This is a genomic window from Actinomadura rifamycini DSM 43936, assembly GCF_000425065.1.
GTDB classification, from domain to species: domain Bacteria; phylum Actinomycetota; class Actinomycetes; order Streptosporangiales; family Streptosporangiaceae; genus Spirillospora; species Spirillospora rifamycini.
Genome location: NZ_AULB01000026.1, coordinates 13,387 through 37,452, shown reverse-complemented (window position 1 = coordinate 37,452; position 24,066 = coordinate 13,387). Strand labels below are relative to the sequence as shown.

General features: G+C 73.2%; 22 protein-coding genes. 10 read left to right on the top strand and 12 right to left on the bottom strand.

The window, feature by feature from the left end:
- Positions 1 to 106: 106 nt before the first annotated feature.
- Positions 107 to 1,252 carry a glycosyltransferase gene (locus tag H505_RS0124155; protein ID WP_125618331.1) on the top strand — a complete coding sequence of 382 codons (1,146 nt, stop codon included), beginning with the start codon at positions 107 to 109 and terminating at the stop codon, positions 1,250 to 1,252.
- Between the two features lie 31 nt (positions 1,253 to 1,283).
- The gene (locus H505_RS0124150; protein ID WP_026404035.1) at positions 1,284 to 2,600 is read left to right on the top strand and encodes an aminotransferase family protein; all 1,317 of its coding nucleotides are present in this window, start codon (positions 1,284 to 1,286) and stop codon (positions 2,598 to 2,600) included.
- A 95-nt stretch (positions 2,601 to 2,695) separates the two neighbouring features.
- Here the strand turns inward: H505_RS0124150 and H505_RS44040 are convergent, their stop codons facing one another.
- Positions 2,696 to 4,693 carry a multicopper oxidase family protein gene (locus tag H505_RS44040; protein ID WP_051301104.1) on the bottom strand — a complete coding sequence of 666 codons (1,998 nt, stop codon included), beginning with the start codon at positions 4,691 to 4,693 and terminating at the stop codon, positions 2,696 to 2,698.
- Positions 4,694 to 4,722: 29 nt separating this feature from the next.
- Positions 4,723 to 6,027 carry a lipopolysaccharide biosynthesis protein RfbH gene (gene rfbH / locus H505_RS0124140; protein ID WP_026404034.1) on the bottom strand — a complete coding sequence of 435 codons (1,305 nt, stop codon included), beginning with the start codon at positions 6,025 to 6,027 and terminating at the stop codon, positions 4,723 to 4,725.
- A 386-nt stretch (positions 6,028 to 6,413) separates the two neighbouring features.
- Between rfbH and H505_RS0124135 the strand changes: the two genes are divergently transcribed.
- From H505_RS0124135 to H505_RS0124115, 5 genes are read left to right on the top strand one after another with little or no spacing between them, the layout of a single operon-like run.
- On the top strand, positions 6,414 to 6,845 hold the full coding sequence (locus H505_RS0124135; RefSeq protein WP_325052947.1) for a type II 3-dehydroquinate dehydratase: 432 nt from the start codon (positions 6,414 to 6,416) through the stop codon (positions 6,843 to 6,845).
- A gap of 13 nt (positions 6,846 to 6,858) precedes the next feature.
- The gene (locus H505_RS0124130) at positions 6,859 to 8,274 is read left to right on the top strand and encodes an NDP-hexose 2,3-dehydratase family protein (RefSeq protein WP_245592621.1); all 1,416 of its coding nucleotides are present in this window, start codon (positions 6,859 to 6,861) and stop codon (positions 8,272 to 8,274) included.
- Positions 8,275 to 8,324: 50 nt separating this feature from the next.
- A complete protein-coding gene (locus H505_RS0124125) occupies positions 8,325 to 9,602 on the top strand; it encodes a cytochrome P450 (protein ID WP_233617806.1) in 1,278 nt (425 codons plus the stop codon).
- Positions 9,599 to 9,793: a ferredoxin gene (locus H505_RS0124120; protein WP_211238546.1), complete on the top strand. Its 195-nt coding sequence runs from the start codon at positions 9,599 to 9,601 to the stop codon at positions 9,791 to 9,793. The genes H505_RS0124125 and H505_RS0124120 overlap by 4 nt, the downstream gene beginning before the upstream one ends.
- A gap of 24 nt (positions 9,794 to 9,817) precedes the next feature.
- A complete protein-coding gene (locus H505_RS0124115; protein ID WP_026404029.1) occupies positions 9,818 to 11,014 on the top strand; it encodes a cytochrome P450 in 1,197 nt (398 codons plus the stop codon).
- Between the two features lie 139 nt (positions 11,015 to 11,153).
- Here H505_RS0124115 and H505_RS0124110 read toward each other — a convergent pair whose 3' ends face one another.
- From H505_RS0124110 to H505_RS0124085, 7 genes are all read right to left on the bottom strand, one after another.
- The gene (locus tag H505_RS0124110; protein ID WP_026404028.1) at positions 11,154 to 11,600 is read right to left on the bottom strand and encodes a nuclear transport factor 2 family protein; all 447 of its coding nucleotides are present in this window, start codon (positions 11,598 to 11,600) and stop codon (positions 11,154 to 11,156) included.
- Between the two features lie 112 nt (positions 11,601 to 11,712).
- The gene (locus H505_RS0124105; RefSeq protein ID WP_211238548.1) at positions 11,713 to 12,603 is read right to left on the bottom strand and encodes a transketolase family protein; all 891 of its coding nucleotides are present in this window, start codon (positions 12,601 to 12,603) and stop codon (positions 11,713 to 11,715) included.
- 23 nt (positions 12,604 to 12,626) lie between these two features.
- A complete protein-coding gene (locus tag H505_RS0124100; protein ID WP_233617808.1) occupies positions 12,627 to 13,274 on the bottom strand; it encodes a thiamine pyrophosphate-dependent enzyme in 648 nt (215 codons plus the stop codon).
- A gap of 125 nt (positions 13,275 to 13,399) precedes the next feature.
- Positions 13,400 to 14,224 carry a methyltransferase domain-containing protein gene (locus H505_RS0124095; RefSeq protein WP_026404025.1) on the bottom strand — a complete coding sequence of 275 codons (825 nt, stop codon included), beginning with the start codon at positions 14,222 to 14,224 and terminating at the stop codon, positions 13,400 to 13,402.
- 226 nt (positions 14,225 to 14,450) lie between these two features.
- Positions 14,451 to 14,597, bottom strand: coding sequence for a hypothetical protein (locus H505_RS50035; RefSeq protein WP_157433109.1), 147 nt, complete (start codon positions 14,595 to 14,597; stop codon positions 14,451 to 14,453).
- A 166-nt stretch (positions 14,598 to 14,763) separates the two neighbouring features.
- The gene (locus H505_RS0124090) at positions 14,764 to 15,753 is read right to left on the bottom strand and encodes a winged helix DNA-binding domain-containing protein (RefSeq protein WP_281173485.1); all 990 of its coding nucleotides are present in this window, start codon (positions 15,751 to 15,753) and stop codon (positions 14,764 to 14,766) included.
- A 110-nt stretch (positions 15,754 to 15,863) separates the two neighbouring features.
- Positions 15,864 to 16,304 carry a VOC family protein gene (locus H505_RS0124085; protein WP_034519597.1) on the bottom strand — a complete coding sequence of 147 codons (441 nt, stop codon included), beginning with the start codon at positions 16,302 to 16,304 and terminating at the stop codon, positions 15,864 to 15,866.
- 405 nt (positions 16,305 to 16,709) lie between these two features.
- Here H505_RS0124085 and H505_RS0124080 point away from each other — a divergent pair, with 405 nt between their 5' ends.
- The 3 genes from H505_RS0124080 (at position 16,710) to H505_RS0124070 (ending at position 20,109) form a co-directional block, all read left to right on the top strand.
- Complete coding sequence (locus H505_RS0124080) at positions 16,710 to 17,963, top strand: cytochrome P450 family protein (protein ID WP_026404022.1); 1,254 nt, start codon at positions 16,710 to 16,712, stop codon at positions 17,961 to 17,963.
- Between the two features lie 116 nt (positions 17,964 to 18,079).
- Positions 18,080 to 19,288: a cytochrome P450 gene (locus H505_RS0124075; RefSeq protein ID WP_026404021.1), complete on the top strand. Its 1,209-nt coding sequence runs from the start codon at positions 18,080 to 18,082 to the stop codon at positions 19,286 to 19,288.
- A gap of 68 nt (positions 19,289 to 19,356) precedes the next feature.
- The gene (locus tag H505_RS0124070; RefSeq protein WP_245592620.1) at positions 19,357 to 20,109 is read left to right on the top strand and encodes a class I SAM-dependent DNA methyltransferase; all 753 of its coding nucleotides are present in this window, start codon (positions 19,357 to 19,359) and stop codon (positions 20,107 to 20,109) included.
- Here the strand turns inward: H505_RS0124070 and H505_RS44035 are convergent.
- The 3 genes from H505_RS44035 to H505_RS0124055 are packed head-to-tail and all read right to left on the bottom strand — an operon-like array spanning position 20,081 to position 23,860.
- On the bottom strand, positions 20,081 to 21,415 hold the full coding sequence (locus tag H505_RS44035) for an aminotransferase family protein (RefSeq protein WP_211238545.1): 1,335 nt from the start codon (positions 21,413 to 21,415) through the stop codon (positions 20,081 to 20,083). The genes H505_RS0124070 and H505_RS44035 overlap by 29 nt on opposite strands.
- Positions 21,416 to 21,438: 23 nt before the next feature.
- On the bottom strand, positions 21,439 to 22,584 hold the full coding sequence (locus tag H505_RS0124060; RefSeq protein ID WP_084550726.1) for a glycosyltransferase: 1,146 nt from the start codon (positions 22,582 to 22,584) through the stop codon (positions 21,439 to 21,441).
- Positions 22,585 to 22,639: 55 nt separating this feature from the next.
- Positions 22,640 to 23,860 carry a phthiocerol/phthiodiolone dimycocerosyl transferase family protein gene (locus H505_RS0124055; protein WP_026404018.1) on the bottom strand — a complete coding sequence of 407 codons (1,221 nt, stop codon included), beginning with the start codon at positions 23,858 to 23,860 and terminating at the stop codon, positions 22,640 to 22,642.
- Between the last annotated feature and the right edge of the window lie 206 nt (positions 23,861 to 24,066).

The following is a 24,066-nucleotide window of genomic DNA, read 5'->3' as shown; positions in this document are numbered from 1 at the left end:
CGGCGGTGGTGTGGGCGAGCCTGGCCGAAACCGCGTCAAAGCCGCGGTTTCCCGCTCGTCCCCGTACCGGACCCGGTGATCGACGCAGCACCGCCAGGAGGACTCCTTGAAGGTCATCATTCTCGCCGGGGTCGCCCCGTCGACGATCTTTACGCACGCCCCGCTCGCCACGGCTCTGCGCAACGCGGGCCACCAGGTCATGGTGACCAGCTCGATCGAGGAGATGATCCCCGTCATCACCGGGGTCGGGCTCCCCGCCGTGCCGGTCACCGACCCGGAGACGACCCCGCAGCAGATCCTCGCCAAGGCCGGGCTCGCCCGGGTGCCGGAGGACCCGGTGGAGCGCGAGGGCCTCTCGGGCCGGTGGTACGCGCGGATCGAGACCGAGCCCCTCGACGCCCTGCTGGCGTTCGCCGCGGAATGGGGCCCCGACGTGGTCGTCGGGGGCATGAGCGTCTACTCCGCGCCGCTGCTGGCGGCCCGCCTCGGCGTCCCCTACGTGCGCCACGCCTGGGACATCCACCACGGGCGGCTGGCCGACCCCGAGGCGTCGGACGAGCTGCGCGAGGAGCTGGCGGAGCTGGGCCTGGACGGGCTGCCCGAACCGGACATGATGATCGATGTCACGCCGCCGAGCCTGCGCACGCCGGAGGCCGGGCCCGCGCAGATGATGCGGTGGGTCCCGGCGAACGCGCAGAGCCGCCTGGAGCCGTGGATGTACACGCGGGGCGAGGGCCGCCGGATCTGCGTGACCATCGGCACCGGCGTGGCGACCTACAACCAGCACGACTTCCTCCAGGGGATCGTCGAGAACATCTCCGCCGTGGACGCGGAGGTGGTGGTCCCGGTGTCGGACGACGCCGCGCCCGCGCTGCGGGAGCGGATGCCGGACGTCAAGGCGGGCTGGATCCCGCTGGACGTCGTCGCGCCCACCTGCGACGTCATCGTCCACCAGACCGGCGGCAGCACCATGCTGACGGCGCTGACCTTCGGCGTGCCGCAGATCCTGATCCCCGACCCCGGGCAGCACCGCGCGTGCGACATGGCCCGCCGCCTCGCCGAGGCCGGCGCCGCGGTCGTGCTCTCCCCGGAGGAGGCGACCAGCGAGGTCATCGCCAAGAAGTGCCAGCAGATCCTGTCCGACCCGGCGTACGCGGAGGCCGCGGCGGGGCTCGGCCGGGAGATGGCCGCCCTGCCGCTGCCGTCCGAGGTGGTCCGGCGCATCGAGCGCCTCGTCGGCCGGACGTCCTGACGGGGCCGAGGCTCCTGGAGGGGTTCCCCACGTGACAACGAACGAGGCCGCGGACACGTCGCAGCTCCTGGCCGCACGGCTGCAGATCCCACCGGTGCCCTACAGCCGCGCCGCCGGGTCCTGGGTGTACGGCACCGACGGGCAGCGCTACCTGGACGCCGCCAGCGGGATCATCAACGTCAACATCGGCCACGCCCACCCGGTGGTGGTCGAGGCGCTGAGCGACCAGGCGGGCATCTGCACCTACGCCAGTCCGGGGACGTTCACGGCGACCCAGGTGCAGCGGCTGGCCACCGCCACGGCCAGGGCCGTGCACCGGCCGGACGACCGCGTCATGTTCACCCCCACCGGCACCCACGCCACCGAGGCCGCCATCGCGCTGGCCCGGCTGGCGCAGCGGGCGCGGGGGGAGCTGGGCCGCCACAAGGTGCTGACGGCCACGCTCGGCTACCACGGCAACAGCGCGTTCGTGCTGGCGCTGTCGGGGCACCGCAACCGGCGGCCGCACGAGGACGACGCCTTCGGCATCGGCCCCGCCTTCGACCCGCCCTACCCCGGCCAGCACCGCGGCTGCCGGTTCCCGGTCTGCCGGGCCGAATGCGCGATCGAGGTGCGCGAGGCGATCGTCAAGGCGGGTCCGGAGAGCGTGGCGGCGGTCCTGCTGGAACCCGTCAACGGCACCACCGGCGGCGGGTACGTGCCGCCGCCCGGATACCTGCGGGCCGTCCGCGGGATCTGCGACGAGTACGGCGTCCTGCTGGTCCATGACGAGGTGCTCACCGGGCTGGGCCGCACCGGCCTCCCGCTGGCCTCGCACCACGCCCCGGGCGCCGAACCCGACATCATCACCCTCGCGAAGGGGCTCGGGGCGGGGTACCTGCCGCTGGCCGCCACGATGGTCGCGCCCCGGCTCGCCGAGGACATCATGGCCGCCGGCAAGTGGCTCCCCCTCATGGGGACCATGTCGGGGACCCCGCTGCAGGGACGGGTCGGGCTCGCGGTCCTGTCGGTGCTGGAGGACCTCGGCGTCTTCGAGCGCGACCGGGTCGGCGGCGCGGCCGTGGGCCGGGTCGTCGCCGAGGCGACGCGGGGCCTGCCGGTCGTGACCGGCGTGCGCGGCCTCGGGCACTTCTACGGCCTGGAGCTGGCCCCGGGCAGCATCCGCGACCTCCTCCGCGTCACCAGGGAGAAGGGCCTGCTCCTGTACCCCTTCGCCGGGTGGCATCCGGACGGGAGCGGCGAGGGCCTGCTGGTCGCGCCGCCGCTGAACGCCACCGACACCGAACTGGAGTTCCTCGGCGAGACGCTGCGCGCCTCGCTGCTCGAGACCGCCGAACGCCTGAACTGACCGGACGAACGACGGCGAAGGCCCGGGAGCGTTCTCCCGGGCCTTCGCCGTTCTCGTGTCCGTCCCCTGCGCCCGTCCCCCGCGCTCTCGGCGGGCTACGGGTGGCCGCCCCCGTGCGAGCCCCCATGCGAGCCCCCGTGCGAGCCGCCGCCGTGCGAGCCGCCGTGCATGTGGAAGCGCGCCACCTCGGGCGGGTGCACGACGAACGGCCGCATCATGCCCTCGTCCTCGTGGTCGAGGATGTGGCAGTGGTACATGAACGCGCCGGTCGCGCCCTCGAACCGGCCCGCGACCGTGATCCACTCCCCGGGCCACAGGTTGAAGGTGTCCTTCCAGCCTTCCTCGTGCCGCTCGATCGGCGGTCCCGCGTCCGGCACGGGCAGCGGCCGGGACGTGCCGCCGGCGGCGGCGTCGAAGGCCGACAGGTCGCGCCACGTCCGGCGGGACAGGAGCTGGAGCCGCGCCAGGTGGATGTGCGTGGGGTGCGGCGGCCCGCCGAGCTGGATCAGGTTCCACACCGCCCACCGGCCGTGGTCGATGAAGATCGTCGTGGTGTCGTCGAAGAGGCTCGCGACCCGCCGGAACGTCCGCACCCGTCCGGTGGCCGGGTCGGTGAGCTGGAGGATCCCCTCCGCCGGGAGCCGCCCGGGCACCTGGTCCGGGTCGGTGATCTCCTGCAGTTCCCACATCTGCGGGTGCGCCTGCCCGGCCACGTTGGGCGGGAGGGCCGCCACGAACACCTCGTCGTGGTCGTCCGGGACGGTCGTGCCGTGCTCCAGCCGCACGTACGACGACGCCAGCCGCTCCGGCGGCCGGAACGGGCCGGGCCGCCCGCGCCCGGCGACGCGGAACTCCATGATGTCCGGCTCGACCGCGCTGCCGGTGCTGGTGAGCCGCAGCCGCCGTCCCGCGAACCGGCCGAAGTCGATCAGCAGGTCGGCCCGCTCGCCCGGGGCGAGGGTCAGCCCGTTCCCGGGGACCCGCGCGGGAGCGGGCAGCAGCCCGGCGTCGGTGCCGATGATCCGCACCGCCTCGTTCCGCACGGTGCCCGTCTCGTCGGCCAGGTCGAGGCGGAAGAAGCGCGCGTTCGCCGCGTTGAGCACGCGGAAGCGGTACCAGCGCGGCCGGACCTCCAGGTGCGGCCAGATGACGCCGTTGACGAGGGTGAACGGGCCGGTGACGGGGGCCGACGTGCCGGTCGCGGGCGCGTACTGGAACTTGAACAGCAGCCGGCCGGTGAGCGCGCCGGTCGCCGGGTCGGTGTCGAGGTTGCGGTCGGCGATGACCAGCGGGATCTCCTGGTCGCCGCCGGGCAGGCCGAGCCGGTCCTCCTCCTCGTCGCGGACGAGGTACATGCCGGCCAGCCCGGCGTACACGGTGAAGCGGGTCACGGCCATCGCGTGGTCGTGGTACCAGAGGGTCCGCGCCGTCTCCCGGTTCGGGTACTCGGTGAGCTGCGCGTTCCCCGGCAGGACGGCGTTGTGCGCCCAGCCGTCGCTGCCGCCGTTCACCGCCGCGCCGTGCAGGTGCACGACGGTCCACGGCGGCAGTTCGGCGACGCCGTCGATGAGCTCCACCCCGGACGGCAGGGTGCCGTCGGGGTTCCGGTAGCCGGGGGTGTCCGCCGGGGAGGGCCGGGCGACCGGTGCCCGCACGGCGACCAGCGGGACCGTCCCGTCGAGGTCGTTGCTCCAGGCGACGCGCAGCCGGCCGCCGCGGCGCACCTCGATGGTCGGGCCGGGGAAGTGGCCCTCGTAGGTCCACAGGGTGGTCGGCGGCAGCTGCGAGTGCAGCCTGAGCCGCGCGGTCGTCATGCCGACGGCGATCTCGCCGCGGTGCCGGCCCCGCGGCCGGATCACCGGCGGTATCCGCAGCGGGTCCCGGAACTTCGCCAGCCCGAAGTTCGGTGCCGCGGGCGCGCCGGGCCGTCCCGGGGGCGCCGCCGTCCGTGCCGGGGGCGCGCCGCGCGCCGGCGGGACGGCCGCCGCGTGCGCGGCGTCCGAACCGGGCGGGCCCGCGGCGCTTCCGGCGGCGCCCGCGGAGCCGAGCACCGCGGAGGCGAGGAACGTGCGTCGGTGGACCTGGTCGTTCACTCGGTTTCCCCTCGGCCGGGACCGTGCCGTCAGCGCCCGGCCGTCCGCACGTACTCCCGGATGGACTCGATCACGTAATCGATCATGGGTGTGGTCAGCCCCGGGTACACGCCGACCCAGAACGTCCGCTCGGTGATCACGTCGGAGTTGGCCAGCTCGCCGGACACCCGGAACGTCCGGTCCTCGTACGCGGGATGCCGGGTGAGGTTGCCGGCGAAGAGCCGCCGGGTGCCGATCCGGCGGGACCCGAGGAACCCCTCCAGGCCCGCCCGGGTGAACGGGGCGTCCGGCAGCACGGTGATCACGAAGCCGAACCAGCTCGGGTCGGCGCCGGGCGTCGGGCTCGGCAGCAGCAGTCCGGGCACGTCGGCCAGGCCCTCGCGCAGCCGCCGCCAGTTGCGCCGCCGGGCGGCGCCGAAGTCGTCCAGCTTGGCGAGCTGGGTGAGCCCGAGCGCGGCCTGCACGTCGGTCGCCTTCAGGTTGTATCCGACGTGCGAGAAGATGTACTTGTGGTCGTAGCCGTGCGGCAGCGACCCCATCTGCTGGTCGAACCGCTTGCGGCAGGTGTCGTCCTCGCCCGGCTCGCACCAGCAGTCCCGGCCCCAGTCGCGCAGCTGCTCCACGATCCGGGCGAGCGCGAGGTTGGACGTCAGCACGCAGCCGCCCTCACCGGTGGTGAGGTGGTGCGCCGGGTAGAAGCTGACGGTGGACAGGTCGCCGAACGTCCCCGTCGGGCGCCCCTGGTAGAAGGAGCCGACGGCGTCGCAGTTGTCCTCGATCAGGAACAGGTCGTGCCGGTCGGCGATCTCGGCGATCTCCGCCGCGGCGTACGGGTTGCCCAGGGCGTGCGCCACCAGGATCGCTTTCGTGCGCGGGCCGACGGCGGCCTCGATGCGCTCCGGGACGGGGTTGTAGGTGCCCAGCTCGACGTCGACGAACACCGGGGTGAGCCCGTTCTGGATGATCGGGTTGACCGTGGTCGGCCACCCCGCCGCCACGGTGACCACCTCGTCGCCGGGGACGAGCCGGCGGTCCTCCAGCGTCGGTGAGGTCAGCGCGGACAGGGCGAGGAGGTTCGCCGACGAGCCGGAATTGGTCATGTGCGCCTTGCGCAGCCCCAGAGCGCGCGCGAACTCGCGCTCGAACCGGCGTGCGCTGACGCCGGAGGCGATCCGCATCTCCAGTGCCGCCTCGACCAGGGCGACGCGGTCCTCCTCGTCCAGGGTGGCCCCGGACACCGGCACCGGCGTGGTCCCGGGCACGAACTCGTCGGACGCGTTCTCCCGATGGTACTTGCGCACGAGTTCCAGGAGGAACGCCTTGCTCTCCGTCATGCCCGCGACCTCCTCGCGTGTTCCCGATCTCGTCGACCGGCGTCGTCCGGCGCGGTGTCCGCCGATCGTGCCGCTCGCCGCGCCGGGTGCGGGCACCTCGGCCCTCGCGTGCACAAGAAAGGCGATTCGGCCTCTTCGGCACATTAAGTAAGCGGCGCCGGGCCGAGCATCCCCCGACCTGATAGGACTTCGCGTCCGTCCCGGTACACGCCCGTCCCGATCGGGAGCTATCAGGTCGAGGGATACCGGGCCGGTCGCGCCTCTCCTAGCCTGCGAACGGATCACGCGGATCGCCGCTGGTCGGACGGCGTCGGCCGCGCGACGACGGCGCAGAGCCCCGTGCCGGTCGGACCCGTGCCGAACTGAGAGGTGCCCCATTGAGCGTCGTGCTGCTGCTGAACGGTCCCAATCTGGGTGCGCTGGGTCACCGCGAACCGGAGATCTATGGCACCGACACGCTCGCCGACATCGAGAAGGCGGTCGCCGCCGAGGTGGCCGCCCGCGGCTGGGAGGTCGCCCCGGTCCAGCGGGACGGCGAGGGCGAGCTGGTCGGCGCGGTCCACGAGCACCGCGACACCACGGTCGGCGCCATCGTCAACCCGGGCGCGCTGATGATCGCCGGCTGGAGCCTGCGGGACGCGCTGGCGAGCTACCCGCCGCCGTGGATCGAGGTGCACCTCAGCAACGTCTGGGCCCGGGAGCGGTTCCGCCACGAGTCGGTGCTCGCCCCGCTCGCGTCCGGCGCCGTGGTCGGCCTCGGCGCGTACGGCTACCGGCTGGCGGCCCGGGCGCTGATGCACCTGTGCCCGGACGCCTGACGCGGTGGGCGGCGTGAACGCGGCGGAGGCGGAGGCGGGAGCCGCCGTCGAGGCGGGCGGCGGCGCGGTCATGTCCATGACCGGCTTCCACACCTGGTTCGACGCGCGGGCGCGCGCGAACCGCTTCCAGGTGGACCGGATCCCGTTCGCCGACCTGTCCGGATGGGGCTTCGAGCCCGGCACCGGCAACCTCGTCCACGACAGCGGGCGGTTCTTCTCGATCGAGGGCCTGCGCGTGCGGACGGACCGGGCGTGGGCGGGCCGGTGGACCCAGCCGATCATCGTGCAGCAGGAGATCGGGCTGCTCGGCATCCTCGTCAAGCGGTTCGGCGGCGTCCCGCACTGCCTGATGCAGGCCAAGATGGAGCCGGGCAACATCAACGGCCTCCAGCTCTCCCCGACCGTGCAGGCCACCCGCAGCAACTACACGAAGGTCCACGGCGGCGCCGGGACCAAGTACCTGGAGTACTTCCGGCCGGGCTCGCGCGGCCGGGTGCTGTTCGACGGGCTCCAGTCCGAGCAGGGGACGTGGTTCCTGCACAAGCGCAACCGCAACATCGTCGTCGAGACCGACGCCGACGTCCCGCTCCACGACGACTTCTGCTGGCTGACGCTCGACCAGATCCACCGCCTGCTGCGCCTGGACCACATGGTGAACATGGACTCCAGGACCGTCCTGGCGTGCATCCCGCCCGAACTGGCCCCGGCCCCGCCGCGCGGGCGCCGGGACGCCGCGGACGGTTCGTTCGCCGAGGCGGTCCGCGGTTCGCTGGCGGGGCACGGCAGGGCCGTCCACGACCTGGGCGAGGTGCTCGGCTGGCTCACCGAGATCCGCGCCCGGCAGGAGCTGGTGCAGCGGCTCGTCCCGCTGCGGGACGTCACCGAGGGCGGCTGGCGGATCGGCGCCGACGCCATCGGGCACCGGGACGGCAAGTACTTCGACATCGTCGCGGTGGACGTGCGGGCGACCAACCGCGAGGTCGCCGCGTGGTCCCAGCCGCTGCTGGCGCCCGTCCAGCCCGGTCTGGTCGCGCTGCTGGTCAAGCGGATCGGCGGCACGCTGCACGCCCTGGTCCGGGCCCGCAGCGACGCGGGCATGCTCAACATCGCCGAGCTGACCGCCAGCGTGCACTGCCAGCCGGGCAACTACGCCGACGCGCCGCCGGAGCACCGTCCGCGCTACCTGGACCACGTGCTCGCCGCGCCCCCGGACCGGATCCGGCTGGACGTCATGTACTCCGAGGAGGGCGGCCGCTTCTACCACGCGCAGAACCGCTACCTGGTCGTCGAGGTCGACGACGGCTTCGCCGCCGACCCCGGCGACCGGTTCCTGTGGGTCGCGCTCGACCAGCTCACCTCGCTGCTGCGGCACAGCAACTACCTGACCGTCGAGCTCCGCAGCCTCATGGCGAACCTGCGCAGCCTGTGACCCGCGCCGGAGCGAGACCGGCCCCGAGCGAGAAGAAGGAGTCCCCCGCCGTGACGACCAAACCGACCGAGAAGCCGCCCGGGAAGCCACCCGAGGGCAACGTGCTCGGTTCGCCGATCCCCCGCGAGCTCATCCACCGCGACGACCCGTTCACGCTGCCGCCCGCGCTGGTGGCGCTGGCCGAGCGGGCCCCGGTCACCCGGGCGACGCTGCCCGGCGGCGCCCCGTTCTGGCTGGTGTCCGGGCACGCGGAGGGCCGCGCGGTGCTGGCGGACCCGCGGTTCTCCTCCGACCGGTTCCGCTACCACCCCCGGTTCACGAGCCTGTCCGAGGAGGAGCGGGAGCAGCTGCGCAACGCGAAGGCGCAGGCCGGGTCGTTCATCAACATGGACCCGCCGGAGCACACCCGCTACCGCAAGCTGCTCGCCGGGCAGTTCACCGTCCGCCGGATCAACCGGCTCGCCGAACGCATCGAGGAGATCGTCACCGAGCGGCTGGACGCCATGGCGGCCCGGGGCGGCACCGCCGACCTCATGGCCGACTTCGCGTTCCCGGTGCCCTCGCTGGTGATCTGCGAGCTGCTCGGGGTGCCGTACGCGGACCGGGCGGAGTTCCGGCGGCGCGCGACGACCCTGCTGCAGGCGAACCTGCCGGTCAAGGACGCCATGGAGAACGCCGAGGCGCTGCGGGCGTTCATGGCGCGGCTGATCGCCGGCAAGCGGGCGGACCCCGCCGACGACCTGCTCTCCGACCTGATCCACCGCGCCGGGGCCGAGCCCGCGCTGACGGACGACGAGCTGGTCGGCATCGCCAACCTGCTGCTCCTCGCGGGCTACGAGACGACCGCGGGCATGCTGGGGCTGGGCACGTTCGTCCTGCTGCAGCGCCCCCGCCAGCTCGACGCGCTGCGCGAGGACCCGTCCCGGATGGGCGACGCCGTCGAGGAGCTGCTGCGCTACCTGTCGATCGTGCACATCGGGCTCTTCCGGTTCACCACCGTGGACCTGGAGATCGGCGGCGAGCACATCCCGGCGGGCTCGTCCGTGGTGGTCTCGGTGGTGACCGCCAACCGCGACGAGAAGCACTGGCCCGACCCGGACGTGCTGGACGTGACGCGCCCCCGGGGCCCGCACCTGGCGTTCGGCCACGGCGTGCACCAGTGCCTGGGCCAGCAGCTGGCCCGGGTGGAGATGAGGATCGCCTTCACCGAGCTGCTGCGCCGCCTCCCCGGCCTCCGCCTCGCCGTCCCGCCCGAGGAGGTCCCCGTGCGCGACGAGATGCTGCACTACGGCGTCGACGCGCTGCCCGTCGCCTGGGACGCGTCATGAAGCTGTACGCCGACCCGAAAGCCTGCGTCGGCGCGGGCCTGTGCGTCCTGCGCCTCCCCGACGTGTTCGACCAGGACGAGGACGACGGCACCGTGATCCTCCTGCGGACCACGCCCGACCCCGCCCAGGAGAGCACCGTGCTCAACGCCGTCAAAGCCTGCCCGACCGGCGCGCTGCGGGTCGACCGCTGAAGGCCCCCTTCAGGAAGGAACATCATGGTCGCAGTCACCGACTCCTGGGACGCCCCCGAGGAGCAGTTCTGGATGCGGGGTGAGCGGCCCGCCGAGCCGGTCGCCTTCGACCCGGTCACCAAGGTCTGGAACGTCTACGGCCATGCCGAGGCGCTGCGGGCCCTCAACGAGCCGGCGGTCTTCTCGTCGGAGGTCCAGCGAAAGATCCCCATCGACGACCGGGTCAACGAGGGCAACCTGCTGCGCATGGACGGCGCGCCGCACGCCAAGCTCCGCAAGATCGTGAGCCGTGTCTTCACGCCGAAGGTGGTGGCGGGGCTCGAACCGCGGATCGCCGAGGTGACCGGCGAGCTGCTCGACGCGGTCGCCGCCCGCGAGGGGTTCGACCTGGTCGAGGAGCTGGCCTACCCGCTGCCGGTGATCGTCATCGCCGACCTGCTGGGCGTGCCGGCCGGCGACCGCCCGCTGTTCAAGAAGTGGGTGGCGCAGATGTTCGACGACCACCAGGACGTCTCCCTGGAGAACTGGGAGGACGGGCCGGACGGCGCGCCGCACGCGGCGGCCATGGACGGCGCCGCCGAGGTCCTCCGCTACATCGGCGAGCACGTGGCGGAGCGGCGGGTGAAGCCGCGCGACGACCTGCTCACCAGGCTCGTCGAGGCCGAGGTGGACGGGGAGCGCCTCACCGAGGCCCAGGTGCAGAACTTCGGCTTCGTGCTCCTGCTCACCGGCTACATCACCACGACCATGCTGCTGGGCAACACCGTCCTCTGCCTGGACGCCCACCCGGAGTGGATGGGCAGGGTGCGCGCCGACCGGACGCTCCTCCCGGACGTGATCGAGGAGTCGCTGCGGCTGCTCCCCCCGTTCACGGCCGTCTCGCGGCTCACCAACGAGGACGTCGAGCTGGGCGGACGGCGCATCCCCGCCAACGAGCTCGTGATGGTGTGGCTCGGCGCGGCCAACCGGGACGAGCGCGAGTTCCCCGACCCGCACGCCTTCGCCCCGACCCGCGCTCCCAACAACCACCTGTCGTTCGGCCGCGGGATCCACTTCTGCATGGGCGCCCCCCTGGCCCGGGCCGAGGGCCGCATCGCGCTGAACGTCCTGCTGGACCGCTTCCCGGACCTGCGCGTCGACCCGCGGGAAGGCCCGACGTTCAAGTCCATCCCCATCATGACCGGGGTCGACAGGCTCCCCCTGCTGATCGGCCGGAGCTGAGCCGCCGGAGCCGGCCGGTGCCGGGCGGCGCCGCCGCCTGAGCCGGACGGCCGAGCCGGACGGCCGGCGGGTGCGAGAAGACCGCCGTGCGGATCTCCGCACGGCGGTCTCGTCGTCCGCGGGCCCCGCGGGCCGCCGGCTACGCCGGGGCGGCCTCGGGCTGCTTGTGGCTCGCCCACACGAGGTCACCGTCGATGCTCGACACCCGCCACCCCTCCGGGGCGCGGACCGCCCCGTACCGCAGGCGCGAGCTGATCGTGAGCTTGGGCTCCGGAGCGATCGCCCCCTCCGGCGCGGTGTCGTCGCTGAGGATCACGACCACGCTCGCCGTCACGTCGGCGCGGTCGCCGTCCACGTCGATGAGGACGTTGTGGACGAGGTGCTGGGACCGCTCGCCGGGCGAGTGCGCGGCGGCCGCGCCCGCGATCACCGCGTCCCGCCCCCGCACCGGCGCGCCGCTCGGGTCCTTCGAGGCGACCTCCTCGGCGAACACCGAGCGCAGGTCCTCGAACCTGCCTTCGTCCATGAGGGTGCAGAACCGGTAGATCAGCTGGGTGAGGTCCGCGCGGTCGTCGGTCAGGCTCATCGATGCTCCCTGCACTGCCGGCCGGCGCTCCGGCCGGCCGTTCGGTGGACTGTTCTGCCGGCCGCTCCGCCGGTCGGACGGCGGCGCGGCCGGTCGCCGCGCTCCGTCCGGGTCACGCCCGGCGGAGGAAGTCGCCGATCGCCCCGGCCAGGCCCGCGGCGTCGATCCCGTGCAGCCGGTCGTGGTCGGCCGCCTTGCCGTAGGCGCGCACCTCCCGGTCGCGCCGCACCCCGAACGAGCGCAGCCGGTGCGGGACGTCCGCGAGCGCCTCGGCCGCCTCGTGCGCCGAGGTGCCGGCCAGGTACGGCTCGACGAGCGCGACGTTCGGCGCCGCGGAGTCCACCGCGCGGCGCAGCCCGGCGCGGTCGAACGGCCGGACCGTCGAGGCGTACAGCACCGTCACGTCCATGCCGGCGGTGGCTTCGAGCACCTGCCGCAGCATCGGCCCGATCGCGGCCACCACCCCGGCGGTGCCCTCGCGCAGGACGGTGAACCCGTCCGACAGCGGCACCGACTCGCCGTGCACCTGGTCGGACAGCCGGATGTAGACCCGCCCGTCGCCGGACAGCGCGTCCTTCAGCAGCGGCTCGACCTCGTCCTCGTGCCCCGGCACGTGCACGGTCCAGCCCGGCAGCGTGTCGAGGAGCGGCACGTCGCCGGGCGCCTGGTGGGTGCGGCCGCGGGCCAGGTCGTCGTAGGAGCCGCCGATGCTGACCAGCACCGCGCCGACGTCCTGGTGCCCGAGGCTGATCTTGATCTGCTCGAACGGCCGCTCCACCAGGAACGGCGTGTAGGTGTGCACCACCGGGCGGTACCCGGTCAGCGCCAGCCCGCCGGCCATGCTCATCATCGCCTGCTCGCGGATCCCGACGTTGATCACCCGGTCCGGGTACCGCTCCCGCGCCTCGTCGAAGGACCACGAGGAGATGTCGGCGGTCAGCATGACCACCCGCGGGTCGGTCGCCAGCGACGCGATCACGGTGTCGATGAAGACCGTGCGCATCAGCTTCCTGTCCACCTCGGTCGTCATCCGGCGACCCCTTCCTTGCGACGGACGTTCGCCACCACGGCCTGCGGCCGGCCGGCGGGCTCCCGGGTCAGCGCCTTGTACAGCGCTTCGTGGTCGTGCCCGTCCACGGCGGCGGCGTCCCAGCCCTCGACCTCGAACCGCTTGGCGATGCCGTCCGGCCAGCCGAGGCTGGCGGACTTGTTGTCGATCACGATCACGGTGAGCCGGTCCAGCCCGAAGCGCCCGGCGATCTCGATCGCCTCGTTGTTGCTGCCCTCGTCCAGCTCGCCGTCGCCGATCAGCACCACCACCCGGGCGGCGCGGCCGTCGATGCGCAGGCCGAGCGCGGTCCCGACGCCGAGCGGCAGCCCGTGGCCGAGGGAGCCGCTGCTGATCTCCACGCCGGGCACGAGCACGCGGTCCGGGTGCAGCCCGAGCGGGGAGTCGACCGTGGTCCAGGTGTCGAGCTCCTCCGGAGGGAAGAAGCCCTTCGCGGCGAGCATCGCGTAGTAGGCCATCGGGCCGTGGCCCTTGGAGAGGTAGAACCGGTCGCGGTCCGGGTCGTCGACGGTGTCGGGCGACACGTTCAGCACCCGGTCGTAGAGCACCCAGATCGTGTCCGTCGTGGACACCGCGGCCCAGATGTGCTTCTCGTCGCCGATCATCCTGCGGAACAGGGCGCGGATCGTCTCTTCGGTCGTCTGCTCGGACGTGCGGTCGGTCGTCTGGTCGGTCGTCTGCATGGCTCCACCTGCAACGTTTCTGATGGTCACTCCGCCACGACCACGGGTCAGGCGGGCTTGCGGGCGGTCAGCAGGACGTACCCCACCATCGGCGCGTCGCTGAGCTGGCGGAAGTTCGAGAGCGTGCGCTCGAACTGCTCCGCCCCGATGTGCCGTACGGCCTGGTCCCGCACCGCCGTGAAGATCTCCGCGGACTTGCCCCACGACGGGCGGGTGCGGTCGCTGATGTCCTCGGCGACCTCGGGCTCCAGCCCGGCCTCCCGGATGCGGGACAGGTACTCGTCGAGATCGACGATCTTCAGCACGCCCTGCCGGACGAGGTCGACCCGGGCGGCGGCGTCGGCGCCGCTCCCGTGCTCGCCGCGGAGCAGGAAGTCGCCGATCGCCAGCCGCCCGCCGGGGCGCAGCACCCTGGCCGCCTGGCGGATCACGTGCCACCGGTCCGGCATGTGGTGCAGCGACTCCAGCGCCCAGACGATGTCGAACGACGCGTCCGGGAACGGCAGGTCCATCGCGTCCGCGTACTCGAACGACAGCCGGTCCGCCAGCCCGGCGGAAGCGGCGCGTTCGCCCGCGCGCTCCACCTGCCGCTTGCTGATCGAGATCCCGACCGCGGTGATCCCGTGGTCCCGGACCAGCCGGGCGGCCGGCTCGCCGACGCCGCAGCCGACGTCGAGCAGGCGGGCGCCCGGCTCGATGGGCAGCATCCCGGCCAGCTTGCCCGTCAGCCGGTTCGTGGCCTCGTCGAGCGACGCGCCGTCGGATTCGTCCTCCCAGTAGCCGTGGTGCAGATTGTCGCCCCAGAGCTGATCGAGCAGTTCCGCGAAATCGTCATATCCCTGCCCGATCTCGGTCGGCGTCGGCTTTGTCACCAGCACCCCTCACGGTTCGCTACGTTCCGACATTTTTTGAACGTGATCGACCACACGCAGGCTAGGGCGGGTGCGGGCGGCCGGGTATCCCTCGCGTTGATAGCCGTGCGGGCGGCCGCGGTGTTCACCGCCGCCTGGGGCGAGGCCGCGGCGCGGACCTGGAACCGGCACCGCTCGGCGCTGCACGCCTTCACCACCTGGGCGGCCGGGCCCGGTCGCGGCTGGGTCACCACCGATCTCGCCGCGCTGATCGAGCGGCGGCCAGGGGCCCGGCGTCGGCCAGCAGCCCGGCCAGGCGGGCGCGGGCGTTGCGGGGGCGCGTGCCCAGCACGTTCTCCACGTCGATCAGCAGCACCCGGTCATCAGCACGCACAGATCGCCGCGAACGGCAATGGCCGGGCAGACAAGATGAGGCCGGAAGCGCATGCGGGGTTGAGCTGAATAGGGAATTCGCCTACGCCGGGAAAGGGCCACGGCGAAGGGGCGGGCCGGGAAGCACCACCTCGACCGGTTCGCCCTGGCCCGAGTCCCGATCGGGCTTACTCCAGTGTGAACGACGGTTCGGTGTTGTCCGGGGCGACGAACGCGAGCAGGCGGGCGGCCTCGTCTCGTACCGCCGCTTTCTCGGATCCCGACAGTGGCCGGAACGGTGCGATGTGCAGGTGGCCGTTCGTGAGCTTCCAGCTGCCTTCCGCAAAGCCGTCGACGAGGAGCAATGGCACGCCCCCGGAGGCCCTGGGCGCGATCCGGCGGCGATTCTCCTCGCTGATCACGCGGGTCCGGTCCCGGTACCCGAGGACGGCGTTGTCGAAGGCGGGCAGGAACCGGACCGGCGCCGGTCGGTCCGGTTCGCCCAGCGGTGCGTCGGGCAGGTCGAGCAGTTCGCCTCCCTGCTCGTCCCGGAAGGCGCGCAGTTTCGGCCGCAACCCTTCGACGACCTTGCGGAGCCGGGTCGATCCCGACCAGGCCTGGATGTCCATGACACCGGCTGGACCGAACGCGGCGAGGTAGCGCAGGACCATCGTCTCCGGTTGCGGCGCGTCGGTCAGCGGGCGGCCGAGCCATTCGTCGGCCAGGGTGACCGGTGTCCCACGCCGATGCCCCCACCGGCCCCAGGTGGAGTGGGGTGGTGGATGCACCAACGCCTCCAGCAGCTCGATGGCCTCGGCCAGCCGGCCGGGGGCGCGGCCGGGGAATCGGTCGGTGAGCAACTGGCCGAGATCCCGGCGGGTGAGCGTCTTTCCGGTCAGTAGCTGTCGGCTGACGCGGGCGAGCTCGTCGAGATCCATACCCTCGATCTGCGTGGCGTAGTACGCGTCGGTCAAGGCTTTCCGCACAGCGGGCGCGACCGTCGGCCACAGCCAACGGAAGTCCTCGCCGGAGGCCAGGTGTTGGGTACAGCGCAGCATAGTGGCGTGCACCACGTCGCGGCTCTCGAGCAGGGCCGTCAGGTCATCGTGCCGGAAGTTCTCCAACCGCGCCCACAGCCCCACATAAGGTCCGTTGGGCATTTGTGCCTGCATCGCCACGAGGTGCTCGATCGCCTCCAGCGGAGTACGAGGAACGCGCCGGGCCAGCAGTTGCCGCTCCAGGAGTGTCCGGTTCAGTACCCGCCGGGACAGCTCGGGTACGCCCGATCTCACGATTGGTCGGCCGACCAGTCCATCGGTACCTCTTGAGTGATGGCGATCAGGTTGCCGTCGGCCGCCTTCAGGACGGCCAGCCGGGCTCCGGGCATGTCCACGATGCCGGTTGCCGGATCGATGTTGTCCCCCGCGGCGGCCTCGGCGGTACCGACCTCGGCGAGCGATCCGTCGGAAATCTCGGTCATCGCCGTCGCCCCGGCGGCGACCAGTGCGCGATGCTCCTGTTCGATATCCTCGACCGCCCAAAAGACCAGCGGGTGATCCACCCAGGGCGCCGCGGTGAGCCCGATCTCCACGCCATCGTTGGAGAACGCCGCGAAATCGTCGCTCTGGAACGCGGGTGGTCCGCCCAGCAACGCGGTCCAGGCCGTGATGCTGGCGGGCAGATCCCGCACGGGCAGGACTACATTGCCGAAACCGATAAACCGTGCCATAGGTGGCATTCTTCCAGATCCGGCCGCGCGTCGTCGGCGCATCCGGCCGAAGAACCGCCGGATGTCCGCGATGAGTATATCCGGGACGTCGCGGGAGGCCGGGCGGGGTGCGAGGAGTTCCTGGCCCGCCGGGACCCGGACGCCGACACGGTCCGCTCCTACGGCCAGATGCTGCGGCGGCTGCGCCGCGAGCTCGGCGACAACGTCCCGCTCGGCCAGGTGACCGCCGAACGGACCCGGACGGCCTGCGGAGCGGGCGCGGGCACCGAGTTCTATCAGGTTGGGGGATGCCCGGCCGGACTCCCCTTCTTATCGTTCCGAAACGGGGCTGCGACGCGCTTGCCCATACCAGCGGAACGCACGCTTTCCACACGGCGCACGCTTTCCACACGGGAGGAAAACGCTATGACCGCCACCACCGAGAATCAGGGCGAGCCGATCGACCTGTTCTCGCCAGAAGTGGTCGCCGACCCGTTCGGCGCACACGCACGGGTGCGCGAGGCACCGACGCTGCAGCTCGGCGGTTTCATGGGCGGCCCGCCGATGTTCCTGGCCGCCCGCTACGAGGACGTGCGCCAGGTCCTCACCGACCAGCGGTTCCTCACCAACCCGCTGAGCGACTCGCCCGCCGAGGACATCCGGAACGGCGTGTTCCAGCACCTCGACATGCCGGAGGACCTGATCCCCTGGCTGAAGAACCTCATCAACGCGTCCGACGGCCCCGACCACGCCCGGCTGCGCAAGCTGGTGTCCTACGCGCTGACCGCGCACCGGGTCGGCAAGTTCCGGCCCCGGGTCGAGGAGCTCACCGCCGACCTGCTCGACCACCTGGACGGGCTCGGCGGGGACGGCACGCCGATCGACCTCGTCGAGACGTTCTGCTACCCGCTGCCGGTCACCGTCATCTGCGAGCTCGTCGGCGTCGACGAGGAGGACCGGCCGTACTGGCGGTCCTGGAGCGACGCGATGGCCACGCTGGACGGCGAGCGGCTCCCGGGCGAGGTGCGCAAGACCCTCGCCGTCGCGCGGGAGATGATCGAGCGCCGGCGGGCCGAGCCGAAGGACGACCTCGTCACCGCGCTCGTCCAGGCGCAGCAGGAGGACCCGTCCAGGGTCACCGACGACGAGCTGGTCGGGATCCTGTTCAGCCTGGTGACGGCCGGCCACCAGACCACGACGTACCTGATCGGGAACTCGGTGCTCGCCCTGCTGGAGAACCCAGACCAGCTCGACCGGCTGAAGGCGGAGCCGGCGCTGTGGCCGCAGGCCGTCCGCGAGCTGCAGCGCCTCGGGCCGATCCAGTTCGGGCAGCCGCGGTTCGCCACCGAGGACATCGAGGTGGGCGGCGTGGTGATCCCGCGGGGGATGCCGGTCGTGCCGCTGATCATGGGCGCGAACACCGACCCGCGCAAGTTCCCCGAGCCGGAGAAGCTGATCGTCGACCGGCTGGCGGTGGGCAGCGAGAGCCACCTCGGCTTCGGCAAGGGGATCCACCGCTGCCTCGGCCAGCACGTCGCCTACCTGGAGGCGGAGGTGGCCCTGCGCGGGCTGTTCACCCGGTTCCCGGACCTGCGCCTCGCGGTGCCGCGCGAAGAGGTCCCGTGGATCCTGCGTCCGGGGTTCACCCGGACCAAGGACCTCCCGGTGCGGCTCGTCTGACCCCGCAACGACCAGACCCGCCCACCGAGGCCGCACCCCGACCGGCTTCCGCCCGCGGCGCGGGCGGAAGCCGGTCCCGGTCGTGCCCCGGCCCGTTGCCCAGGGAGTGCTTCGCCATGACCGAGACCGTCCCCTTCCCGCAGGACCGCACCTGCCCCTACGAGCCCGCGCCGGGCTACCGGACGCTGGCCGAGCGGCGCCCGATCTCCCAGATCACCCTCTACGACGGCCGGAAAGCCTGGGCCGTCACCGGCCACGAGCTGACCCGCCGGCTCCTGACCGACCCCCGCATCTCCAGCGACCGCACCAACCCCGACTGGCCGATGGTCAGCGCGGCCGCGGCCGTCGAGTTCAACGACGTCCAGCAGAAGGTCATCAAGCTGCTCACCGCGCTGGTGGGGGTCGACGGCCCGAAGCACCGCGCGCGCCGCAAGCTGGCGCAGGCGGGCTTCACGGTGCGGCGGGTCGACTCGATGCGCCCGAAGATCCAGGAGATCGTGGACCGGCGGCTGGACGCCATGCTGGAGCACGGCGCCCCCGCGGACCTGGCTTCCATGTTCGCCTCGCCCGTCCCCCTGATGGCGGTGTGCGAGACGCTGGGCATCCCGCACGAGGAGCAGGAGTACTTCGAGCGGAAGGCGCACCAGATCCTGTTCGGCCCGGACGCGGCCGCCGCCTACGACGAGCTCATGGCCTACCTGGGCAAACTGATCGAGAAGGCCAGGCAGAGCCCCGCGGAGAGCTTCCTGAAGGACCTGCTCGCCGAGCGCGGCGAAGCGGACGACGTGGAGCAGGAAGAAGTGCTCCAGATGTTCCTGATCATCCTGGTGACCGGGCACGACACCACGTCGAGCTCGATCGCGCTCGGCGCCTACACCCTGCTGCGGCACCCCGAGCGGCTCGCCGAGCTGCGCGCCGACCCGTCGCTGTGGCCCGCCGCCGTGGACGAGCTGACGCGGCTGGTCGCCGTCCCGGACGGGCTGCAGCGGGTGGCCGCCGAGGACATCGAGGTCGACGACGACACCACCATCCACGAGGGCGACGGGGTGTTCTTCCTGTTCTCCCTCATCAACCGCGACGAGGACGCCTACGAGCGGCCGGAGACCCTGGACTGGCACCGCCCCAGGTTCCGCGACCACCTGACGTACGGGTTCGGCCCGCACCAGTGCGTCGGGATGAACCTGGCGCGCGTCATCATGGAGATCGCCTTCCGCACGCTGTTCGAGCGGCTGCCGGACCTGCGCCTGGCGGTCCCCGCGGACGAGGTCCCGATCAAGCCCGGGGAGGCGTTCCAGGGGCTGGTCGAACTGCCCGTCACCTGGTAGGCGCTCCGCACGGCGGCCGGGCCCTCGGGCCGGCGCGCCCGGCCGCCGTTCCCCGAGCCGAGGAAGGCATGATGATCGCTGTTTCGCAGAGCGCGCCGGCGGTGTACAGCGCGGCACACGCCGAGATCTACGACTTCATCCACGCCGCCCGCGGCCGCGACTGGGCGGCCGAGGCGGACGAGTACGCGAAGCTGATCCGCGCGCGGAACCCGGAGGCGGACTCGCTGCTGGACGTCGCGTGCGGGACGGGCGAGCACCTCGTCCGGTTCGGCGCCGAGTTCGGCCGCACGGAGGGGCTGGAGCTGTCGGCGGCCATGCGGGAGATCGCCCGGCGCAAGCTGCCCGACGTCCCGCTGCACACCGCGGACATGCGGGACTTCGACCTCCGGACCGGCTTCGACGCGGTCGTGTGCCTGTGCTTCTCGCTGGCCTACGTGCGCACCGTCGCGGAGTTGTGCGGCACCGTGGCCTCGATGGCGCGGCACCTGGCGCCGGGCGGCGTGCTCGTCGTCGAGCCGTGGTGGTTCCCGGAGAGGTTCGTCGAGGGCTTCGTGTCCGCGGCGCTCGCGCAGGAGGACGGCCGCGCGGTCAGCAGGCTGTCGCACACCGTCCGGGACGGCCGGTTGAGCCGGATGACGGTGCGCTACACCGTGGCCGAGCCGACCGGGATCCGCGAGTTCACCGAGTACGAGACCCTCGCGCTGTTCGAGGAGCGGGAGTACGCCGCCGCGTTCACCGACGCGGGCTGCGCGGTGGAGTACCTCCCGGGCGGCCCGAACGGCCGCGGCCTGTTCATCGGCGTCCGCGAGGGCGGCCGGTGACGTCGTGCCGGTGGCGGAGCAGCGCCGCGCGCAGCCGCTCGCCAAGGAAGTCCAGTTCGGCGTCGGTGGCGTTCAGCGGCGGCGCCACCAGCAGCCCTTCGCCGCCGCCGTCCCGGTGGAACCCCACGAACGGGTACAGCAGGAGGCCGTGCTCGCGGGTGGTGCGGAGGAGGTCGCGGACGGTGCCGGGGGCCAGTTCGATGCCGTAGAAGTAGCCGCGGCCGCGGACGTCCGTGACGGCCGGCACCCCGCGGGTGGCGTCGGCGACGATCCGGCCGAGGGCGGCGCCGCGCGGCCGGGCGGGGTCGAGGGCGCCGATGTCCCGGAGGACGGACAGGACGGCCAGGCCGACGCGTCCTTGCAGCGGGGTGGCCGACATGGTGCCCGCGAGGGGCGGCCGGGTGCCGCCGGTCAGGATGTCGTCGGCCAGGCTCGGTCCGATCAGGGTGGCGGCCAGGGGGAGGTAGCCGGCGCCCAGCCCCTTGGCCAGGGTGACGATGTCGGGTGCGGCGCCGGGGGTGTGGTGCGACGCCAGCGGGAGGCCGGTGCGGCCCAGGCCGGTGAGGACTTCGTCGTGGATGAGCAGGACGCCGTGGTCGTCGCAGATGCGGCGGAGTTCGCGCAGGTATCCGGCCGGGGGGACGTACCCGCCGCCGGTGGTGCCGTTGACCGGCTCCATCAGCACCGCCGCCACGCTCTCGGGACCGGCTTTGAGGATGGCGTCGCGGACGTCCTGGGCGCATTCGGTGCGGCAGGCGCCGTAGGGGCAGCCTGAATGGTGGCCGGGGTAGGGCGGGTCGAACGCGGGGCCGAGGCCGAAGCCGTCGTCCTCGTGCGGCCGGCGGTTGCGGTGCCCGGACAGGGCCAGGACGAACGCGCTGTTGCCGTGGTACCCCAGCGAGGCGGTGAGGATCTTGTGGCGGCCCGTCTCGCCCCGGGCCCGCTGCGCCAGCCGGGCGAGGGCGATGGCCGCCTCGGTGGCGTGCGTCCCGGTCGGGGTGAACACGACGCGATCGTCCGGGCGGTGCACCGCGCTCGCCGTGGCGGCGGCCAGCTCCTCCATGTCTCCGGAGGGGTACGTTCCCGGGCCGGCGTAGGTGCAGACGCCCGCCTGGTCCCGCATCGCCTCGACGACCACCGGATGCGTGTGGCCGATGTTCACGTTGATGGCTCCGCTGCTCGCGTCGAGGTAGCGCCGCCCGTCGGCGGCGTGCACCCAGGATCCGCGCGCGCGGCTGTAGGGCATCGGGGGGATCTGCCACCGCGTCGCCAGCAGCTGCGACACACCCGTTGCCTCGTTCGTCACCACAGAGTTTCCCCCCAGGCGTCTCAGTCCCGCCGCCGGACGAGCCCCTCGATGCGCCGCACCACCTCGGACGGCAGCGGCAGCGCCTCGATCTCCCGGCGCAGCCCGGCCGCGGCCGCCGCGTACCCCGGGTCGCCGACGACCTGCCGGCACGCCTTCGCGACGGCCTCGCCGGTGGCCTCCTCGGCCGGGACGACGACCCCGGCACCGGCCTCGGCGACGCGGCGCGCCATCTCCACCTGGCGGAACTGCCCCGGGTCGGGGATCAGGACCTGGGGCGTCCCGGCGCTCAGCGCGGTCAGCATCGTGTTGCCGCCGGACTGGTGCACCAGGACGTCGCAGGTCGGTGCCAGGACGTCCAGGGGGATCCAGCCCACGTGGGCGCCGGGCAGCCGCTCCCGCGTCCCGGGGGCGGCCTCCTCGGGCACCGCCACCGCGACCTCGGCGTCCAGGGCCGCGAGGTCGGCGACGATCGCTTGCAGGTAGTCGTACTGGTCGTAGTCGGCCACGGTCGTGCCGATGGTCACGCCGATCCGGGTCCCGGCGCCCCGCGTGTACATCCACCGCTCCAGGCGGCACTGGGAGTTGCCCGGGATCCAGCGCATCTTCTGCGCGGGCGGCGCGCCCCGGGGGCGCAGGCTCGGCGGGGTGAAGTCGATCAGCATGTCGGGGGCGGGCAGCCCCTCCAGCCCCAGCTCGGCCAGCTCGCCGGCCAGCTGCTCGGCCGCCCCGGCGTCGAACAGCCGCGGGTCGTGGATGTCCCATGCCTGGCGCACGTAGGGGACGCCCAGCCGGGCCGCCAGCAGCCCGGCGCCGTACGCCTGCATGCCGCCGATCACCACGTCCGGGCGCCAGCGCGCGGCGAAGTCGAGCAGCGCCGGCAGGGGCGCGGTGTCGATGACCGCGAGCCACCGGCCCGCCGTCCGCTCGCGTTCGGCCGGGTCCGCGGGCACCCCGTCCAGCCCGGCGCCGGCCACGATCCGCTCCCGGGTCATGCCCGGCTCCATCACCGGCAGCGCGGGCAGCCCCGCCGCGGCGATGCTCGGCATCACGTCGTCGCTGGACGCGGTCACCATCACCTGGTGCCCCGCGTCGCGCAGCGCCGTGCCCAGCGCGACGTGGCCGAAGAACGTCGACGGGGTCAGCCCGGCGAGTATGACGACCTTCATGCGATCCTCCGTGAGCCGTGCGGCGAGCCGAGCGGGAACGTGCCGGTCGCGGCGGTCACGGCCGCCGCGTCAGGCGGCCGAGCTGCTCGCGCAGCCGGTCGAGGCGCTCCGGCAGTTCCGGGTCGCCTTCGGGCCACGCCAGGTCGATGCCGATGCGGCCGCGGAACGTGCTCACCACGTAGCCGCCCATCGCCGACGCCTCCCTGATGCTGGAGGCGGAGCGGAGATCGGTCGGCCGCAGCCCGTCGGGGGTGCGCAGGGGCGGCGCCTGCCCCCAGTTCTGGACGCTGACCACGGCGGGGGCGCGGCCCGGCTCCCAGGGGCGGGCGTTCCCGGCGGCCCGGGCGACCAGGTCCAGGAGGCTGCGCTGGACGGAGCCGTCCGCCAGGCCCGCGCGCAGCCCCGCGCCGACGGCCCGGCCGATCGCGACGGGCTCGGGCTTGGTCCCGTCCGCGACCGCGAACCCGGCGCCGCCGAGCACGTTGGTGCCCTCGGTGGCGCCGATCCGCGGGGTGAGGCGGTCGCGCAGGTTCACCGTGTACCGGAGCAGCAGCTCCGGCAGCGGCAGGTCGCGGACCTCGGCCTCGACGACGAGCAGCGCGCCCGACAGCAGGCCGTTGACCGTGACGCCTTCGCGGTGGCCGAGGTCGACGAGCGCCGCCGACTCGGCCTCCGTCAGGCTGTGCCGGACCACGTGCCGGACGACCGCGGGGGGACGCTCGGGAACCACCGGCCCGGAGGGGGCGGAGGGGGCGGCCGCGGCGGCGGGGGCGTCCGCGTGGACGCCGCGCTCGGCCAGCAGCTCTTCGAGCGGCCGGGGGAACGGGCGGCGGGGCACCTCGACGGGCGCTCCGCGGACGGCGTCGGTGTAGCAGGACCACAGCGTCGCGAGCAGCGCGAGGGAGTGGTCGGCGTCGGCGATGGCGTGGTGGGTCAGCAGGCACACGCTCGCGTCGTCGCCGTCGCGGACGACGTTGAGGGCGCTCAGCGCGCGGGTCTGGTCCGGTGCGGCGCCCGACAGCGGGCGGTCGAGGTCCCCGTCGTGGACCCGGATCTCCGGCGGGGCGTCGGACGCGGCGAAGACGGGACCGGCGCCGCCGGCCTCCAGCCGGGCCGCGAGCTGCGGATGGGCGCGGCGCACCGCCGCGTACGCCGTCCCCAGGGCGTCCGGATCCAGACGGCCGGTGACGCGCACCGCGTACCCGATGTACGCCTCTCTCCCGGCATGGGGTTTCTCGGTGGGTGCCAGCGCACGCCATATTCCAGCTCGTGTCACGAATTGCTCCCCACGCGACCGGGTTTTCCCCAAGTCTGCCGATGCGGGGCGCCGGAGCCATCACCAGCGTGGGTAGTTCCGGGACGGCCGATAGACAGGCCCCTATCAGGCCCCTATAAGGCTGGGGGATGTCGCGGCCCCGCGTTCTGCCTAGCATGGCGCCGGACTGCCACGTGCACTCCGGAAATGCTCCGGCATTTTCCCGG

Bases quoted from the DNA above. Each gene is read 5' to 3' on its own strand.
- rfbH (WP_026404034.1), bottom strand. From the start codon at position 6,027: ATGACGGAGAGCAAGGCGTTCCTCCTGGAACTCGTGCGCAAGTACCAT.
- H505_RS0124120 (WP_211238546.1), top strand. From the start codon at position 9,599: ATGAAGCTGTACGCCGACCCGAAAGCCTGCGTCGGCGCGGGCCTGTGC.
- H505_RS0124115 (WP_026404029.1), top strand. From the start codon at position 9,818: ATGGTCGCAGTCACCGACTCCTGGGACGCCCCCGAGGAGCAGTTCTGG.
- H505_RS0124110 (WP_026404028.1), bottom strand. From the start codon at position 11,600: ATGAGCCTGACCGACGACCGCGCGGACCTCACCCAGCTGATCTACCGG.
- H505_RS0124105 (WP_211238548.1), bottom strand. From the start codon at position 12,603: ATGCGCACGGTCTTCATCGACACCGTGATCGCGTCGCTGGCGACCGAC.
- H505_RS0124100 (WP_233617808.1), bottom strand. From the start codon at position 13,274: ATGATCGGCGACGAGAAGCACATCTGGGCCGCGGTGTCCACGACGGAC.
- H505_RS0124085 (WP_034519597.1), bottom strand. From the start codon at position 16,304: ATGGCACGGTTTATCGGTTTCGGCAATGTAGTCCTGCCCGTGCGGGAT.
- H505_RS0124080 (WP_026404022.1), top strand. From the start codon at position 16,710: ATGACCGCCACCACCGAGAATCAGGGCGAGCCGATCGACCTGTTCTCG.
- H505_RS0124075 (WP_026404021.1), top strand. From the start codon at position 18,080: ATGACCGAGACCGTCCCCTTCCCGCAGGACCGCACCTGCCCCTACGAG.
- H505_RS0124070 (WP_245592620.1), top strand. From the start codon at position 19,357: ATGATGATCGCTGTTTCGCAGAGCGCGCCGGCGGTGTACAGCGCGGCA.
- H505_RS0124060 (WP_084550726.1), bottom strand. From the start codon at position 22,584: ATGAAGGTCGTCATACTCGCCGGGCTGACCCCGTCGACGTTCTTCGGC.